This is a genomic window from Thermoanaerobacterium butyriciformans, from assembly GCF_017874545.1.
In the GTDB taxonomy this organism is placed as follows: domain Bacteria; phylum Bacillota; class Thermoanaerobacteria; order Thermoanaerobacterales; family Thermoanaerobacteraceae; genus Thermoanaerobacterium; species Thermoanaerobacterium butyriciformans.
In genome coordinates this window covers 1-16514 of the sequence record NZ_JAGGLT010000001.1, presented here as the reverse complement: position 1 = coordinate 16514, position 16514 = coordinate 1, and the positions used below count along the sequence as shown (strand labels likewise).

At 34.1% G+C, this 16514-nt stretch carries 15 protein-coding genes; 1 reads left to right on the top strand and 14 read right to left on the bottom strand.

Going from position 1 to position 16514, the window contains the following annotated elements; genetic code table 11:
* Nucleotides 1-2: 2 nt before the first annotated feature.
* From pfkA to J2Z80_RS00045, 7 genes are all read right to left on the bottom strand, one after another.
* Nucleotides 3-968, bottom strand: coding sequence for a 6-phosphofructokinase (pfkA, locus tag J2Z80_RS00075; protein WP_209452559.1), 966 nt, complete (start codon nucleotides 966-968; stop codon nucleotides 3-5).
* 69 nt (nucleotides 969-1037) lie between these two features.
* Complete coding sequence (locus tag J2Z80_RS00070) at nucleotides 1038-1235, bottom strand: hypothetical protein (protein ID WP_013297298.1); 198 nt, start codon at nucleotides 1233-1235, stop codon at nucleotides 1038-1040.
* Nucleotides 1236-1308: 73 nt separating this feature from the next.
* Nucleotides 1309-4743, bottom strand: a complete 3435-nt coding sequence (locus J2Z80_RS00065) for a DNA polymerase III subunit alpha (protein WP_209452558.1) — start codon at nucleotides 4741-4743, stop codon at nucleotides 1309-1311.
* Nucleotides 4744-4753: 10 nt separating this feature from the next.
* Nucleotides 4754-6061, bottom strand: coding sequence for a DRTGG domain-containing protein (locus tag J2Z80_RS00060; protein ID WP_209452557.1), 1308 nt, complete (start codon nucleotides 6059-6061; stop codon nucleotides 4754-4756).
* Between the two features lie 52 nt (nucleotides 6062-6113).
* Nucleotides 6114-6380 (bottom strand): HPr family phosphocarrier protein, encoded by a 267-nt coding sequence (locus J2Z80_RS00055; protein WP_013297295.1) that lies wholly within the window; start codon nucleotides 6378-6380, stop codon nucleotides 6114-6116.
* Entirely contained in the window at nucleotides 6373-7338 is a 966-nt protein-coding gene (gene whiA / locus J2Z80_RS00050) for a DNA-binding protein WhiA (protein WP_209452556.1), read from the bottom strand. Before whiA ends, J2Z80_RS00055 begins: the two co-directional genes overlap by 8 nt.
* Nucleotides 7339-7425: 87 nt before the next feature.
* A complete protein-coding gene (locus J2Z80_RS00045) occupies nucleotides 7426-7662 on the bottom strand; it encodes a hypothetical protein (RefSeq protein WP_209452555.1) in 237 nt (78 codons plus the stop codon).
* 188 nt (nucleotides 7663-7850) lie between these two features.
* On the opposite strand from J2Z80_RS00045, the gene glgP reads away from it, so the two are divergent.
* Entirely contained in the window at nucleotides 7851-9470 is a 1620-nt protein-coding gene (gene glgP, locus J2Z80_RS00040; protein WP_209452554.1) for an alpha-glucan family phosphorylase, read from the top strand.
* Between the two features lie 72 nt (nucleotides 9471-9542).
* Here glgP and J2Z80_RS00035 read toward each other — a convergent pair whose 3' ends face one another.
* The 7 genes from J2Z80_RS00035 to J2Z80_RS00005 all read right to left on the bottom strand — a co-directional run.
* On the bottom strand, nucleotides 9543-11267 hold the full coding sequence (locus J2Z80_RS00035; protein ID WP_209452553.1) for a glycoside hydrolase family 13 protein: 1725 nt from the start codon (nucleotides 11265-11267) through the stop codon (nucleotides 9543-9545).
* Nucleotides 11268-11281: 14 nt separating this feature from the next.
* Nucleotides 11282-12100 (bottom strand): helix-turn-helix domain-containing protein, encoded by an 819-nt coding sequence (locus J2Z80_RS00030; RefSeq protein WP_209452552.1) that lies wholly within the window; start codon nucleotides 12098-12100, stop codon nucleotides 11282-11284.
* Nucleotides 12101-12200: 100 nt separating this feature from the next.
* Nucleotides 12201-13283: a 2-hydroxyacyl-CoA dehydratase gene (locus J2Z80_RS00025; RefSeq protein ID WP_209452551.1), complete on the bottom strand. Its 1083-nt coding sequence runs from the start codon at nucleotides 13281-13283 to the stop codon at nucleotides 12201-12203.
* Nucleotides 13280-14263 carry an acyl-CoA dehydratase activase-related protein gene (locus tag J2Z80_RS00020; protein ID WP_209452550.1) on the bottom strand — a complete coding sequence of 328 codons (984 nt, stop codon included), beginning with the start codon at nucleotides 14261-14263 and terminating at the stop codon, nucleotides 13280-13282. The genes J2Z80_RS00025 and J2Z80_RS00020 overlap by 4 nt, the downstream gene beginning before the upstream one ends.
* Before the next feature lie 119 nt (nucleotides 14264-14382).
* Nucleotides 14383-15264 carry a sugar ABC transporter permease gene (locus J2Z80_RS00015; protein ID WP_209452549.1) on the bottom strand — a complete coding sequence of 294 codons (882 nt, stop codon included), beginning with the start codon at nucleotides 15262-15264 and terminating at the stop codon, nucleotides 14383-14385.
* Between the two features lie 4 nt (nucleotides 15265-15268).
* A complete protein-coding gene (locus J2Z80_RS00010) occupies nucleotides 15269-16189 on the bottom strand; it encodes a carbohydrate ABC transporter permease (protein WP_209452548.1) in 921 nt (306 codons plus the stop codon).
* 141 nt (nucleotides 16190-16330) lie between these two features.
* On the bottom strand, nucleotides 16331-16514 hold a 184-nt coding region (locus tag J2Z80_RS00005), incomplete at its 5' end, for a hypothetical protein (RefSeq protein WP_209452547.1).

The following is a 16514-nucleotide window of genomic DNA, read 5'->3' as shown; positions in this document are numbered from 1 at the left end:
CCTTAAATTGATAATATTTTGCTAAGTTCATATAACTTAAAGTTGAACTCTTTTCTCATGGCTAATGCAGTGTCAATATCATCATCAACTATTTGATTGTTTCTTATGCTGATTATCCTCTGTGATTTATTTTCCAATAGAAGCTCAACAGCTCTTGCTCCCATTTGACTTGCAATAATTCTATCCATAACCGACGGTGCACCGCCTCTTTGTATATGGCCTAACGTAGTATGCCTCAAATCAAGCTTAGGAAGCCTTTCTTGAATCATCTTTGATAACTCTAGTCCGCTCATTACTCCTTCTGCCAATACAATTATGTGATGCAATTTACCTCTCTTAATGCCGTATGAAATTTTTTCGCACACTTCATCAATGTCAAATTTTACTTCAGGTATTATAATGATCTCTGCTCCACCTGCAAGTCCTGCATAAAGCGCTATGTATCCAGCATTTCTCCCCATTACCTCAATGATATTGGCTCTTTCATGCGATGTAGCTGTATCTCTGATCTTATTTATAGCATCTATCGCAGTGTTACACGCTGTATCAAAACCAATTGTATAGTCAGTACATGGTATATCGTTGTCAATAGTACCTGGTATTCCAATAGTATTGACTCCATGCTCATTGCTTAACAATTGTGCCCCTCTGAAAGAACCATCGCCACCAATGATTACAAGCCCTTCAATTTCATGTTTTTTTAGAATTTCTGCAGCTTTAGCCCTACCTTCTTTTGTCTTAAACTCAGCACTTCTGGCTGTTCGAAGTATTGTGCCACCTCTCTGTATAATATCACCTACAGATGACAATGTCATGTCTTCTATTTCATCGTCGATAAGTCCTTGATATCCTCTCATGATGCCTTTAACTGTAAGTCCATTGTATATACCGCATCTTACAACTGCTCTTATTGCGGCATTCATGCCTGGCGCATCTCCACCACTTGTTAATACTCCTATAGTTTTCATAATATATCCTCCTTACCAACCGGGTCATATTGCGTCCCGTTTTATCAAAAGTTCCCCTTATAGGGGCAATTAAAGACCATATTCAATAATAGTATTTTGTGCGTCCTGTGCTTCTGAATTGGGAACCATAACCTCGCAATATCCTTCACTATTATCTACATTTTTTTTTAGAGGTTTTAATTTTACTAAAAAGCCTTCCTTTGTCAGTATATCCTTGACCTTTTCAGCAATCTCCATGCTGTGCGCCATGTATATAACAGTCCACATAAAAAGGCCTCCTTGATTATTCTAACTACTATTTTAATTTATTTTTTTTATAATATCAATATATATTTATGTATTATACAATTTTAACATTCTCTTTTCCAAGTATACTGACAAGTTCATCTAAAAGCTCATTCGTTCCATTTACCCACAAATCTTTTTTGGCAGCAAGGCTTTTATTCGTGTATTTTATAAATACAGGGATATTTCCTCTATGCCTTAACAAAACTCCCTTAATCTTTTCAATATCTTTTTGCTCTTTTACATTAAGCCACAGTTTTTCTCTAATTTTGTGGGTAAGTGGCTCAATTTCGTCACATAAAATTTTCGGCTCTTCCTCTTCTTTTAAACTGACCTTGCCTTTTATTATCACAGGTAAATCTTCCTTTAAAAATTTTGAATACCTTTCATATACTGCAGGAAATACGATAACCTCTATCGTCCCATACAAATCTTCCAGGTTTACAAATGCCATCATATTATTGTTTTTTGTAAATTTTATTTTTTTGCTTTCGATTATTCCAGCCAAAACCACATCTTGATTATCAAAAATCGATTTTTTTACAAATGTGTCATCGCTGTTTTTCAAATCCCGCGTCGTACAATTTGCTACCATTTGAATGTCTTCTTGAAATTCATCAAGTGGGTGTCCACTTATATATAATCCCATCGTTTCTTTTTCCATTGAAAGTATCATATTTTGAGAAAATTCTTTAATATCAGGAAGTGAATAGTTAACTTCATTTCTTTCGATTTCGCTGCCAAATAGTGACATTTGCCCCTTTATATTTCTCTCTTTGTTTTTATGTATGCTGTCCATAATATCTTCATAAACAGCCAACAATTGTGACCTATATACACCAAATGAGTCAAATGCACCTGATTTAATTAGGTTTTCAACAGCCTTTTTATTTAACTGCATGTCATCTATTCTCTCAAAAAAATCTACAATCGATTTGTATTTGCCGTTCTTCTTTCTATCTTCAACGATCTCTAATGTGGCATTTAATCCGACATTTTTTACAGCCGCAAGTCCAAATCTTATCTTTCCGTTTGTAACGCTGAAATGCGAATAGCTTTCATTTATGTCTGGCGGCAACACCTGAATACCCATCTTTCTTAAAACTTGAACATAGAAAGCCACCTTATCGGTATTGTCAACAAAGCTGTTTAGTAAAGCAGCCATAAATTCAACTGGATAATACTTTTTTAAATAGGCTGTTTCAAATGCTACAACAGCATAAGCAGCTGCATGTGATTTATTAAATGCGTAATTGGCAAAATCAATCATCTCATCAAAAAGCCTATTAGCTGTAGCTTCATCGACACCTTTATTTATGGCTCCAGGTACCACATAGTTTCCACTTTCATCCTTTATTCCATATATAAAGTTTTTTCTTTCTTCCTCCATGACCTTCATTTTTTTCTTTGCCATGGCACGGCGAACTAAATCAGACCTTCCTAACGAATACCCTGCAAGATCCCTTACAATTTGCATAACCTGTTCCTGATACACCATACATCCATATGTTACATCAAGTATAGGCTTAAGAAGCGGGTGTTCATACTTTATATTTTCAGGATGATTTTTATTCTCAATATATCTAGGTATTTGATCCATAGGGCCAGGTCTATAAAGAGATATCCCTGCTATTATATCCTCAAGTTTTTCTGGCTTCAACTCTGTCATAAACTGTTTCATTCCAGATGACTCTAATTGAAAAACACCTTCAGTCTCGCCTTTGCATATTAGCGCATAGACTTCTTTATCTTCAAAATCTATATTATCGATATCTACATCTATACCTCGAGTTTCTTTTATGATATTTAAAGTATCTCTGATGACTGTAAGAGTTCTTAAACCTAAAAAATCCATCTTTAATAGACCTAATTCTTCCAGAGTCGTCATTGTAAACTGTGTAACAATAGATCCTTCATTCTTTTGCAATGGTACGTATTTTACAAGTGGTTCACTAGATATGACGACACCTGCCGCATGCGTTGAAGCATGTCTTGGAAGTCCTTCAAGAGATCTGGATATATCTATTAGCTGCTTTATCTTTTCATCATTTTTATACTTTTCCTTTAACTCTGGATTTAATTCAATAGCTTTATCTATGGTCATCCCTGGTTCAAAGGGAATCATTTTTGCAATAACATCAACTTCAGCGTATGGAAAATTTAATGCTCGCCCTACATCTCTGATTGCGGCCCTAGCAGCCATTGTACCAAATGTGATTATCTGTGCCACTTTATCTTCGCCATACTTTTTTACAACATAATCAATTACTTCCTGTCTTCTCTCATAACAAAAATCAGAATCTATATCAGGCATGCTGACTCTCTCTGGATTTAAAAATCTTTCAAACAGCAAGTTGTACTTTATAGGATCAATCTTTGTTATCCCAAGGCAGTATGCCACAAGGCTTCCAGCAGCAGAACCTCTGCCTGGGCCAGTCATAATACCATTATCGCGGGCAAATTTTATAAAATCCCACACGATAAGAAAATAGTCAACATAGCCCATCTTTTCTATCACAGATAATTCGTAATTAAGCCTTTTAATTACCTCTTTGCTTGGATTTGCATATCTTTTATTAAGCCCTTCAATGCAAAGCTTTCGCAGGTATTCCGCCGATGTCGTGCCATCTGGTACGTCGTACTTAGGCAGCTTAGTCTTATTAAATTCAAATTCCAAATTGCACATTTCCGCTATCTTTCTGGTATTTTCTAAAGCGTCCTTGCAATATGAAAACATCTCGTACATCTCATCTGATGACTTTAAGTAAAATTGATCTGTTGGAAATGACATCCTGTCAGCATCATCCATATTTTTACCTGTCTGTATGCATAGTAAAACTTCATGTGCCATGTGGTCGTCTTCATTGAGGTAGTGCACATCATTTGTTGCAACAAGCGGTATATCAAGCTCTTTAGATAACTTTATTAATTCAGAATTTACTTTTTCTTGTTCATTTAAGCCATGATACTGAAGCTCTAAATAAAAATTGCCTTTTCCGAAAATAGAATTGTATAAAATAGCTGTATCTTTAGCTTTTTCATAATCATCTGAGAGAAGATACGACGGTATTTCACCGCCAAGGCAAGAGCTTAGTGCTATTAATCCTTCACTATGTTTTTTTAGGTATTCATGGTCTACTCTAGGTTTGTAGTAAAAACCATCAATAGATGCCTTCGATACGATCTTCATCAAATTTTCATATCCAGTCATATTTTTACATAACAATATTAAATGGTAGTTTAAGTTATCTATGCCATACTCTTTGTCATACAATGACCTTGGAGCAACGTAAATTTCACATCCAATTATAGGCTTAATCCCTTGAGATTTTGCCTCTTTGTAAAATTCTATAGCACCATACATAACTCCATGGTCTGTAATAGCGATAGAATCCATACCCAATTCTTTTGCTCTTTTAACTAGTTCTTTTATTCTACAAGAACCGTCTAAAAGGCTATATTCACTGTGAACATGCAAATGTACAAACATGTCAATCACCTTAAAATAATTTCTTGTTTTTTAGAAGCCTCAATGACATTAATGCTTTAGCAATCATAGTTCCATCGTATATGACAGATATCTCAACTTTGCAAAAGTTACCGCTGTAATCAATTATTGTAGTATTTACTTCAATACTTTTCTCTGTTTGAAGAGGCCTTATAAAATAAACTAAAAAATTGTCAACAACAGCATCAAATCTTTTATTTCTCGTCACTGATGATACACCACATTCACACATAAGCATCATAAGCGCACTACTGCTGACAGTTCCCAATTGATTTACCATGTTCTGCGGTATCGTACCAAAAAACTTCATACCGTCTTGAATTTTCTCGGCTCGAAAATCCTTTAACAATGTATCATTTATAGTTTCTTCAATCTGAGGTTGCTTTGCCATATATTGCAATGCCTTTATAACATCTTCTCGGCTTATAATGCCTACAAGCTCTTTATTATTTGTGACAGGTAAAACTTCTATATTCCACCATATCATTAAATGTGCAGCAAAAGCTACAGTTGTAGTCTCTGTTACATATATGGGGTTTTTTGACATTATGTCTCCAATTCTATCTTCTTCATCAGCTTTGGCTACCTCTCTTGATGTGACTATACCCACCAAAGCTCCGCTATCGTCAACAACCGGATACCTTGTATGGCTTGTCTTGTTTAATAACATTTTCCAATCCTTAACAGTCTGTTTTGTTGTCATATAAATTGGATTTGTAGACATGATATTATTTACCAGAAGTATTCTCTTTTTTGTCATTCTTTCATTAATTGCCTTATTTATCAATGTGGCAACCGTGAAAGTATCATAGGTAGTAGAAATCAGAGGTAGTGAAAGTTGATTTGCTAGATTTTTTACTTCATCTTTAGCATCAAATCCACCAGTGATTAAGACAGCTGCACCCGCTTTTAATGCAGCTGTCTGTGCATTGTCCCTGTTTCCAAGTATTATCAAATCTCCAGGCTGAATATACTTAACCATTTCTTCGGTTGTCATAGCGCCTATCAAAAACTTGTGAAGCTCAATATCAAGCCCATTTTCGCCTCCCAGTACAACTCCATCAACCACATTCTTTACTTCTTCATACGTAAGCCTATCAATCTGTTTACTTTTTGCCTTCGTCCTTATTGTTCCAGCTCTGGGAATAGTTGTTACAATATACATACTTTCTGCATCTTTTATGGCTTTATATGCTGTACCCTCACTTATCTTTAAAGCCTGAGCTAAGCTTCTGACTGATATTTTTGTACCTTCTGGCAGGCTTTTAAGATATTCCAGTACTTTTTCATTTTTAGTCATAAAAAAATCATCCTTCATACAAAAAAGGTTTCCTAAAGAAACCTTTTTTAGATTATTCTTCTCCAAATTTTGAATCAATTAAGTCCACAAGAGCCTTTATAGCTTCCTGCTCATCGCTACCATCAGCTATAAGTTTTACTGTATTCCCTTGTGCAACACCTAGCGACATAATACCCATGATGCTCTTAGCATTCACCTTTTTATTTTCTTTTTCCACCCAAATCTGTGAAGAAAATTTGCTAGCTGCTTGTACAAATAAAGCTGCCGGTCTTGCATGAAGACCTGTCTTATTTTTAATTTCTACTGTCTTTTCAGTCATAGTTATTGACTCTCCTCTCTTTTAATTTTGATACTATTTCTTCAATTTTTCTTAATCTATGATTTACTCCTGATTTTCCAACAGGAGGATCTAGCATTTGTCCCAATTCTTTTAAACTTATATCTGGATATTTGAGCCTTTTTTCTGCAATCTCTTTTAAATTGTCAGGGAGATAATTCAATCCTACGTTATCCTTTATATAATTTATATTCTCTATCTGCCTCAATGATGCATTGATAGTCTTTGTAAGATTGGCAGTTTCACAATTAACAAGCCTATTTACATTGTTCCTTATATCTTTATATACGCGTATATTTTCTAAGTTCAATAAGGAATTATGTGCCCCCATTATGTTTAGGACATCTACTATTTGTTCTCCCTCTTTTAAGTATACTACATAATTATTTTTTCTTGCAATAATTTTTGAATGCAAATGATAATTATTTATTAATTTACTTAAATCTTTAGCATGATCAATATTGTGGTTAATAAACTCCATATGATATCCCTTTTCTGGATCACTTATTGAACCACCTCCAAGAAAAGCTCCTCTAATATAAGCTTTCTTGCAACACTTTTTGCTTATCAAGCTTTTCTCAATGCCGTAATTAAGCTTAATGCCTTCGCTGTCATGCTTTATAAATCCGACTTCTTTTAAGATATTTTCCGCAGCCGTCTTATCAGACACCAAAATAAGATAACTTAAAGATTTTTTTAATTGACTGTTTCTTCTCACCATCACCTCTGCTACAACATTAAATATATCTTTTAAAACTTTGAATACCAATCTTGCAACAGAAGCATTTTCAGTGACAAGGCTCAAACTAATTCTTTGATGTCCATATATAGATATAACGCCTATAGTTCTTATCAAAGCAGCAAGCTCGGCTAATTTACAGCACCTTTCCTCAGGGTATATTCTTGATAGCTCATTTTTTGTGATTGATGAAAAGGACATATAATTCACCTCGCAAGTCCTAAGTTTATTATACTACATAATTCTAAAAAAAACTCCTATAAATTTTTATAGGAGTACAAAAATTATTTATGAATTTAATTTTCTGATTTCCCAATCAAGATAATCTTTAGAATCTTTCCAATCAAATTTTTCCTTTGATGAAAGCCACTCTTTGAATTCTTTATAGTCCTTCCATTCCTCGTATTCTCCTAGTTCATTTAATTTTTTTGCAGTTAAGAATCTGAAAATATCAAAGCTTCCATACAGCTTTTCGTATTCCTTGTAATACTGATAATCTCTTCCGTATCTCCCTTTTGCCTCCATACTCTCACCCCAATTACAATATGGAAAGATGGCATTTAGCCATATTTTAATATATACTGCATAATATTCACAAATCTCAAATAAGGTTACTTAAGCATCTATTTGACTATAAAGTTTTTGTGCAACCAATTGCATTGTTGATTTTTTAATATTATAATATACTTAAAAGTTCTATAAGGAGGTATAAAATGGACAGAGAAAAACTTCCAAGAGTAGCATACTTTTGCATGGAATACGGACTTCATTCGGATTTTAAACTTTACGCTGGAGGACTTGGAATCTTAGCAGGTGATCATTTGAAAGCCGCAAAAGAACTTGGCATGCCTCTTGTAGGCATCGGCATCCTGTGGAAACAAGGTTATACAGAACAGCATATAGGCGAAGACGGTTATCCTTATGATGCATATCATAACTACAAGTACGATTTTCTAAAAGATACAGGTGTAAAAGTAAAAGTTAAAATTAGAAATCAAGATGTATACTGTAAAGTCTGGCTTGTAGATAGTTTTGACAATGCACCGCTGTATCTTTTAGATACAGACATACCTGAAAATGGAGATAGATGGATAACAGGACAACTTTACGGGTGGTTTGGCGAAGAAAGAGTTGCACAGGAAATCGTGCTTGGAATCGGTGGCGTAAGAGCTTTAAGAGCATTGGGAATCGACGTCGATGTCTATCACTTTAATGAAGGCCATGCCGCATTAGCAGCATTAGAACTTATACGAGAAAAAATGGAAAATAAAAATATGACGTTTAATGAAGCATGGAATGCAACACGACAAGAAGTTGTATTTACAACACATACACCTGTAATTGAAGGGAACGAATCTCACAACATAGAGCTTCTCATGTACATGGGTGCAAACAACGGTCTAACAATTGAGCAAATGGCTCAAATAGGCGGAGTTCCTTTTAATATGACTGTTGCAGGGCTAAGACTTTCACGAATTGCAAACGGTGTCGCAAAACTACACGGACAAACGGCAAATAAAATGTGGGCACATGTTGATAATGCAGCTCCAATCATATCAATTACAAACGGTATTGACAGAAAAACATGGGTAGATAGTAGAATCACGGAAGCATACAATAAAGGTGAAAATCTCCTGAAAACACATAATATAATAAAGCAAGAATTAATTGATTTTGTATATGATCGCACTGGTGTAAAACTTGATTCTGATAAATTGTTAATAGGCTTTTCAAGAAGAGCTGCTCCTTACAAGAGAAGTGACCTTATTTTCACAAATGATGAAGTTATAGGTGAATACTTAAAATCAAGAAAAATACAAATGGTGTTTTCCGGAAAAGGACATCCTTTAGACGATGTTGGAAAAAAAATCGTAGCAAAACTAATTGAGATGACCAGAAAATACCCAGAAAGCGTCGTATTTCTTCCAGATTATGATATGACAATAGGCAAAATGTTGACAAGAGGTTCCGATGTTTGGCTTAACAATCCTCGAAGGCCAAAGGAAGCAAGTGGTACATCTGGCATGAAAGCTGCTATGAACGGTGTATTAAACTTAAGTATTTTAGATGGTTGGTGGCCTGAAGCTTGCATTGACGGTGTAAATGGCTGGCAATTTGGCGATGGATTTGAATCTAATGATGTAGAAATTTTAGACAAGCACGACCTTGAAGCATTGTACGATGTACTGTTAAATAAAGTTGTACCAACATATTATAACGATAAGGAAAAATGGGAAAATATGATGAGAGAAAGCATTAGAACAACCTATGATGCCTTTTCAGCAAATAGAATGCTTAAAGAATACTACGAATTAATGTATGCAAAACATTAAATATCCCATGATTTAAGCCGGACAAAAAGTCCGGCTTTATTCCATAAAGATTAACTTAAAATATTCATTAAATTATTTCAAAATATAGGCACAGTTTGGCTCTAATGATATAATTTTACCCTTTATTTTTATCTTACCCATTCCTAAAATATCTATCTTCCCTTGTACACCATTTAATAATATTGAATGCTCTTTGCTGCTATTATTTATTATCACAATAATCGATTTACCTTTGTATTCCCTTTTGAAACTTATAATTCCATCTCTCGCATATAGTGTCTTGTATGTTCCATATCTTAGTTCTTCATTTTCCTTTCTCAAAGAAATAAGCCTTTTATAAAAATTGAATAACTTCAAGTTTTGTTTTTCTTCATTCCAAATCATACATCTTCTACAATCAGGATCATAACCACCAACCATACCAACTTCATCCCCATAATATATATATGGAACTCCAATATATGTAAATTGAAATACAAGAGCCAACTTCATCCGCACTACCATGCCATTGCACATTGTCAAAAATCTCTCTGTATCATGGCTTCCTATCAGGTTTAGCATAGCCCTATTAACACCGTCCATATGCCTCATCAACTGTTCAGTCATAATAGTGTTAAATTGCTTTGCATCTATGCTTCTCTTTGCAAAAAAGTCAACAAGAGCATTCTTAAAAGGATAATTCATGACACTATCAAACTGATCGCCATAAAGCCAAGGTGATGCATCATGCATAACCTCGCCGACAATTATAGCATCATGCTTCGCTTTTTTCACAGTCTCCCTAAATCTTCTCCAAAAATGATGGTCTATTTCATTTGCAACGTCAAGCCTCCAACCATCAATGCCTACTTCTTTAATCCAATATTCAGCAACATTAAGCAAGTACTCCTGCACATCAGGATTTTTAGTCATAAGCTTCGGCATTCTCCATTCATGATCCGCAAAAGCCTCATATGATGGAAGAGGTATTGTTTTTATAGGCCATTCATATACGTTAAACCAATCCCAATATTTTGAATCTTTCCCATTCTTAATTACGTCTTGAAATGCGAAAAAGTCATAGCCACAATGATTGAAGACAGCATCAAAAATCACTCTTATCTCATTTTTATGGCATTTATCAATTAATTCTTTTGCCTTTTGTGTATCACCAAAATGAGGATCTATTTTATAATAATCTGTTGTATTATATTTATGTGTAGAAGGTGACAAAAATATTGGCGTCATATATATTGCATTAATTCCAAGTTCCTTAAGATATCCAATTTTATCAATAATCCCCTGAATATCTCCTCCAAAAAATGTAGTTGGTTCAGGTCTCTCACCCCAAGGTCTCACATTCTCTGGATCATTTGATTTATCCCCATTGTTGAACCTATCAGGGAATATTTGATATACAATGCAATCGCTTGTCCATTTTGGTGCAAAAAAAACATCCATATCGCATATGTAAGGAAACTGGAAAAATCCATGGAAACTTTTTTCTGGCCTCTCCTCATAAAAACCTGACTCTGTATAGAAGACTTTTTCATTCATCTTAGATATTAGGTAAAAAAAGTATACAAATTTCTTGTTTAATTTAAGTGTCGTTTCATAATAATCGAATAAATCATTTGATTGAGTTAAAAACATCTCTTTTACTTTGAACTTACCCATCCAATCATACCTGTCACGATAAAAAATGTAACATCTTTTTATATCTGTAGAAGCAGTCCTTAAGACTATATGAAGCTCATCCTTATTTAAAGGATATGCAAACGGAACATCACTTTTGTGATATATAGCTTGTCTTATCATACAATACCCCTCTCTCATTTTTCAAGTTTTACAGTTACTGGTGCTGGAATATCGATATGTGGTATTTCTTTGCCATCTACTGTTATTTTAGCATCTGGCGGATTTCCCATCAAGATTTCTATGTCATTTTTGACATCAAAAGTTTTTATCATGCCTGATGTCATCAAATACTGATAGGTATTGACACCATCCACCTTCACACTAACCCAGCATTTTTGTCCAGGTACAGACAGATCGACTTTGTATGAATCAGCAACAGGTGAGACTTTATAATCGAATTCGCTTTTTGTGCTGTTTACCAAATTAAACGTAGTTGTCTTCTCGTTATTGCTATAGACATCATTTGAAGTAGTATTATTTTTATTTTGATTTTGTGACTTATGAGTAGTGTTATTCGTGCTTTGCTCTGTACTTGGAAGAGGCGCCAGTCCTTTATTTATCTGGCTCACCATGTAATATATGCCAAAGGCGAAAAGGCACACCACTAAAACCCCTATAAATGGCTTTATAAACCTTCTCAGGAGTACCGATAGATCAAAAGAGCTTTCTTCTTCTAAAGGTGTAGTCACATATTGTGCTACATCATCCTTTTCTTTAGGTTCCTCAAAAAGATAGCTATACTTTTTTAACAGTTCACCAGCATCTAAACCTACAGCCTCTGCATAGCTTTTAACAAACCCTTTTGCATAAACTAAAGCTGGTATTACATTAAAGTCACCATCTTCTATAGCTTTCAAATATCTCGTGCGAATTTTCGTAATCTCCTGAAGATCGTCAAGTGTCATGCCTTTTTTTAATCTCGCATTTTTAAGTATATCACCAAGTTCATTCATAAAATCACCTCATCGTCGATCTTCCATAAAAATAATCTATTTATATACAAATATAAGTATACCAATAATTTATAATTTTTTCGATATCCAGATAAAAAATTTAATATTTTTTTATATTTTTCAATCTCCGTCTCTCCAATAAATCTTTAAATGCCTCTAATCTCGTCTGATACCCTGCTTCACCGGTTTTTTCATCATAGCTTAGTGACATAACCGGTATGTTTTTATCACTGCTTACTTTGGCGATTATTCCCTGTGCGACAATTTCAGGCGTACACGTAAAAGGAAAAATCTGTATTATTCCATCGTAATTTTTTTCTGCATATTTTACAGTGTTTGCAACTGTATTTAAACCATGACCACCAATATCCCTTTCTAAATACCCATGGGCATATTTTTTAAATTCCATTCTCTGAGGCAATTTAAAAGCACTGTTTATTAAATAATCAGAGAGAAAATCAGTTTTAGTAACTTCTATGCCTAATTCATTCAACGATTTTAAAATATCTAAATTAGAAAAAGGTTCCAGCATAAGATATATTTCCCCTACTAAAGCGACTTTAAGCTGAATTTCCCTTTTTATGGTTGCATTTTGTCTTAACTTTTCCAAGCCTTCTTTGTAAATGCTATCTAGCTCTTTTTTGTTTTTCGCATTTTTTATTTTTTCCATGTAGTCTTCAAAAATTTTAGTCGTAATTCCTGATCTATTTTCATGTGCTCTTAAAATCAAAAGTTTCTTTTCGAATTTATCAGCAATTATCATTTTTTGAACAGCAAAAATAAAAGCCTTCAAAGCATCTTTCCAATATACGTCTGGAAAATACGATGAAAGTTCTTTTAAAAAATCAACTAACCTTCCATGAGGCGGATCTAATATTATCATGTTAAACTTATATCCTAAATCTATCAATGTTTCTTTTTGTGCTTGCCCATAATAGCCAAACCTGCAAGGTCCTATGCCACCCAACATTATTATAGTATCAGCACCATTTTCAAGTGCTTCTATAAAATTCCCCAGATTTATCTTATATGGAAGACAGACAAACTCAGGTGAATATTTTACTCCAATTGACAGGGTTTTATTAGTCACAGGTGGCGGCTCCACAACTTCTACATTGATTCCTTCAAACATCGTCTTTAATATCATATTTAACGAACCCATATGTGGATATGTTATTTTCATGCCATAATCTCTCCTTTGCGCCATCTTAACAAATCAATAAATGCTTCTATCCTAGTATTTAGACCTGCCTCACCAGTATGTTCATCAATAGTTATGGACATAAATGGAATCCTACCATCTCTTTTATAATCTCTTTCTAAAAGATCTTCAGTGATAGAGTCTGGTCCACATCCAAATGCTGAAACAGAAATTACACCATCCACGTCTTCACTCTCGATAAAATATTTACCTGCACCTAAAATATCCCTTCCATAATTCCAAAATAAATCTTTTTGAAGTTTGCTGGCGCCCTTTTCAATTTTATCCCTTTCTATCATATTTGTCGTAAGCACATAAGCTCCCATATTCTTAAGCCTATTTATCAACCCCATAGATAAATAATCATCCATTATGTCGTAGGAATGGGCTAATAAGGCTATTTTTAAATCCCCTTTTGTATTTGCATCTAATTTTTCCCCTTCCATAATTTTTATTGCTTCTGTATTTGAAAATCCTTCTCTAATAATGCATTCAAAAGTCCTTTGCATTTTTAAAGATTTTTCGTATGCGCCTTTAATTTTACTGATATCGTTAATAAACAATTTGCCAACTCTCAAAATTTCTTTTTTCATAAAATCATCGCCACGGTAAAAATCAATCTTCATATCTATTATTGGCGGCAAATCCGAAATCAGATTTCTCACTAAGTCAGGTAACCCTAAAAATTTTGAGCAGAGATATCTACGCCTTTCTACGCTTATGACTCTTGGAACAAAAATATAATCAACGCCTTTTCCCTTCAAATCAATCACATGACCCATAAATGTCTTTACAGGAAGGCAGGTTTCATCTACACAAGTCTTGACACCATCATCAATTATTTTTTTGCATGTATCACTGGAAGTAACCACTTCAGCGCCCAGTTCTTCAAAAAATGCTTTCCACATAGGATAAAAGTTGTAGTATAAAAGCCCTTTTGGAATACCAACTTTTTTACTCATCTCTTACCTCCAAATAATTTAATAATAAAACACTATTATTTTTAACATTAAACGACCATAATATACAAAAAACACTGGAATGTATTCCAGTGTTTACAATTTGTTCCATGTGTAACATTTTATCCTTTTACAGCACCAGCTGCAAGTCCCTGCTGCAAATACCTCTGCAACGCCATAAATATGATTACAAGAGGCAATGATGCTACAACAGACGCTGCCGCAAATAATGTCCAATGGGCTGAAAATTGATTTGTAATAAATCTTTGCAGTCCAAGTGCTACAGTATAACTTTCAGGTGATTTCAGTACAGCACTCGATAATATAAATTCGCTATATGTCCCTATAAAGCTAAACAAAAATATTACAACAAGCATAGGTGCAGTAAGTGGCAATATTATCCTAATAAATATTTGCCAATACGATGCACCATCAACCAATGCTGCTTCATCAAGTTCTTTTGGCAATCCATCTATATACCCCTTTAGAAGCCATATATTAAAAGCACTACCACCTGCAAGCACCAAAACAAATATATATAAATTATCGAGCAAATCTAATTTTGCCAAAATTCCATATATCGCTGGCAAAGACATAAATGTCGGAAACATCTGTAAAATCAAAAGAGTCATTAATCCATTTTTTCTTCCAACGAATTTCATTCTGCTAAATGCATATGAGGAAGTAGATGTTAAAATAGATTGTATGATCGCCACACCAAAGCACAAAATCATGCTGTTTTTTATCCATATTAATAGTTGTGTTTTCTGAAACAAGTCTATATAATTTTGAAAGCTTATTTGCTTTGGAAAAATCGTACCGGAGAAGAAAGCATCACCTGTCCCTAACGAAGCACCTACAACCCATGCTACAGGGAAAAGAATTATTACAATAAAAATCCAGATTATAACTCTGCTAACCCACAAAGTGACTTTCTCATTTGGACGCATTTTTCGATCTTCTTTTAATTTCTTTTTATTCATATTTGCATTAGCTGAATCCATCAATCTAGTCCACCTCCTCAAATGCATGCGTCATCCTCATATTTACATAGCTTAATGTCCCAATTATCAAAAATATAATTATTGACAATGCTGATGCTAAATCGTATCTATTAAATTGCATCGTCATTTTGTAAGCAGTACTTACAAGCAAATCGGTAGTACCAGCAAAAGCTGTATCTGTTCTTGGAGGACCTCCACCAGTTATCAAAAACACAGAACCAAAATTATTAAAATTAAAAGCAAATGATGAGATAATAAGTGGCAGCGCTGATGACATAAGCATAGGAAGTGTTATAAGTCTTAACTTTTGAAACCAAGTAGCACCATCCAAATCTGCTACTTCATATAATTCTGGTGGTATCGCTTGTAATCCCCCTAAAGATGCATTCATCATAAAAGGATATCCCATCCACGCACTGGCAATTATTATTCCCACTCTTGCCCAGAACGGATCCGTAAGCCAAGGTATTTTTGAAATATGCAAGTAACTTAACAAAGTATTTATTCCACCATAATCTTGATTATACAGACCCTGCCAAGCTAATATTGCAATTGTTGATGGCAATGCCCATGGAATTATAAGTATGGCTCTATAAATATTCGTTTCCCACATATTTTTGTTATTGAGTAAAACCGCTAAAAATAAACCTATAACATAATTAGCCAATGTTGCTATCGCTGCAAAAACCACCGTCCATAAAAGCACTGGTAAAAATACCGTTCTTAACGGTCCATTTATAATATCTATAAAGTTTTTAAATCCTACAAATTGATATTGTTTAAAGTGATTCAGGCTAAAATTGGTAAACGCAATATATATGGTATATGCAATAGGTAAGAAACTTAATACCGTCATTGATAATATTGCAGGTGACAAAAACGCATAAGGTGTCAATTTGTCCCTAATTTTTGTTCCTGTCTTCATAAAATGTCCTCCTCTAAAATAATGAGTATTCTCGGCAACTTCTGTTGCCTGATATAACTGAATTTCAGGAGACATATTTTAAATTTATCCCCCAAAATTTCATTCTGAAATCATTTTTCGATTTCCAATTCACTTACATCTTTATTTACATCGTAAGAATTTTTTCTTTGTTTTTTTCCCTTCTTTTAACATATCTGGTTGCATTCTATCTTGACTTTTTTTAATCGCCCCAATAATCGAAATGGATGGTATTTTTACCATACTACTTGTTATTGAGGTGATTTTATGTTGGGCGCATGGCGTTCGCATTCTGATTATCAGTCTT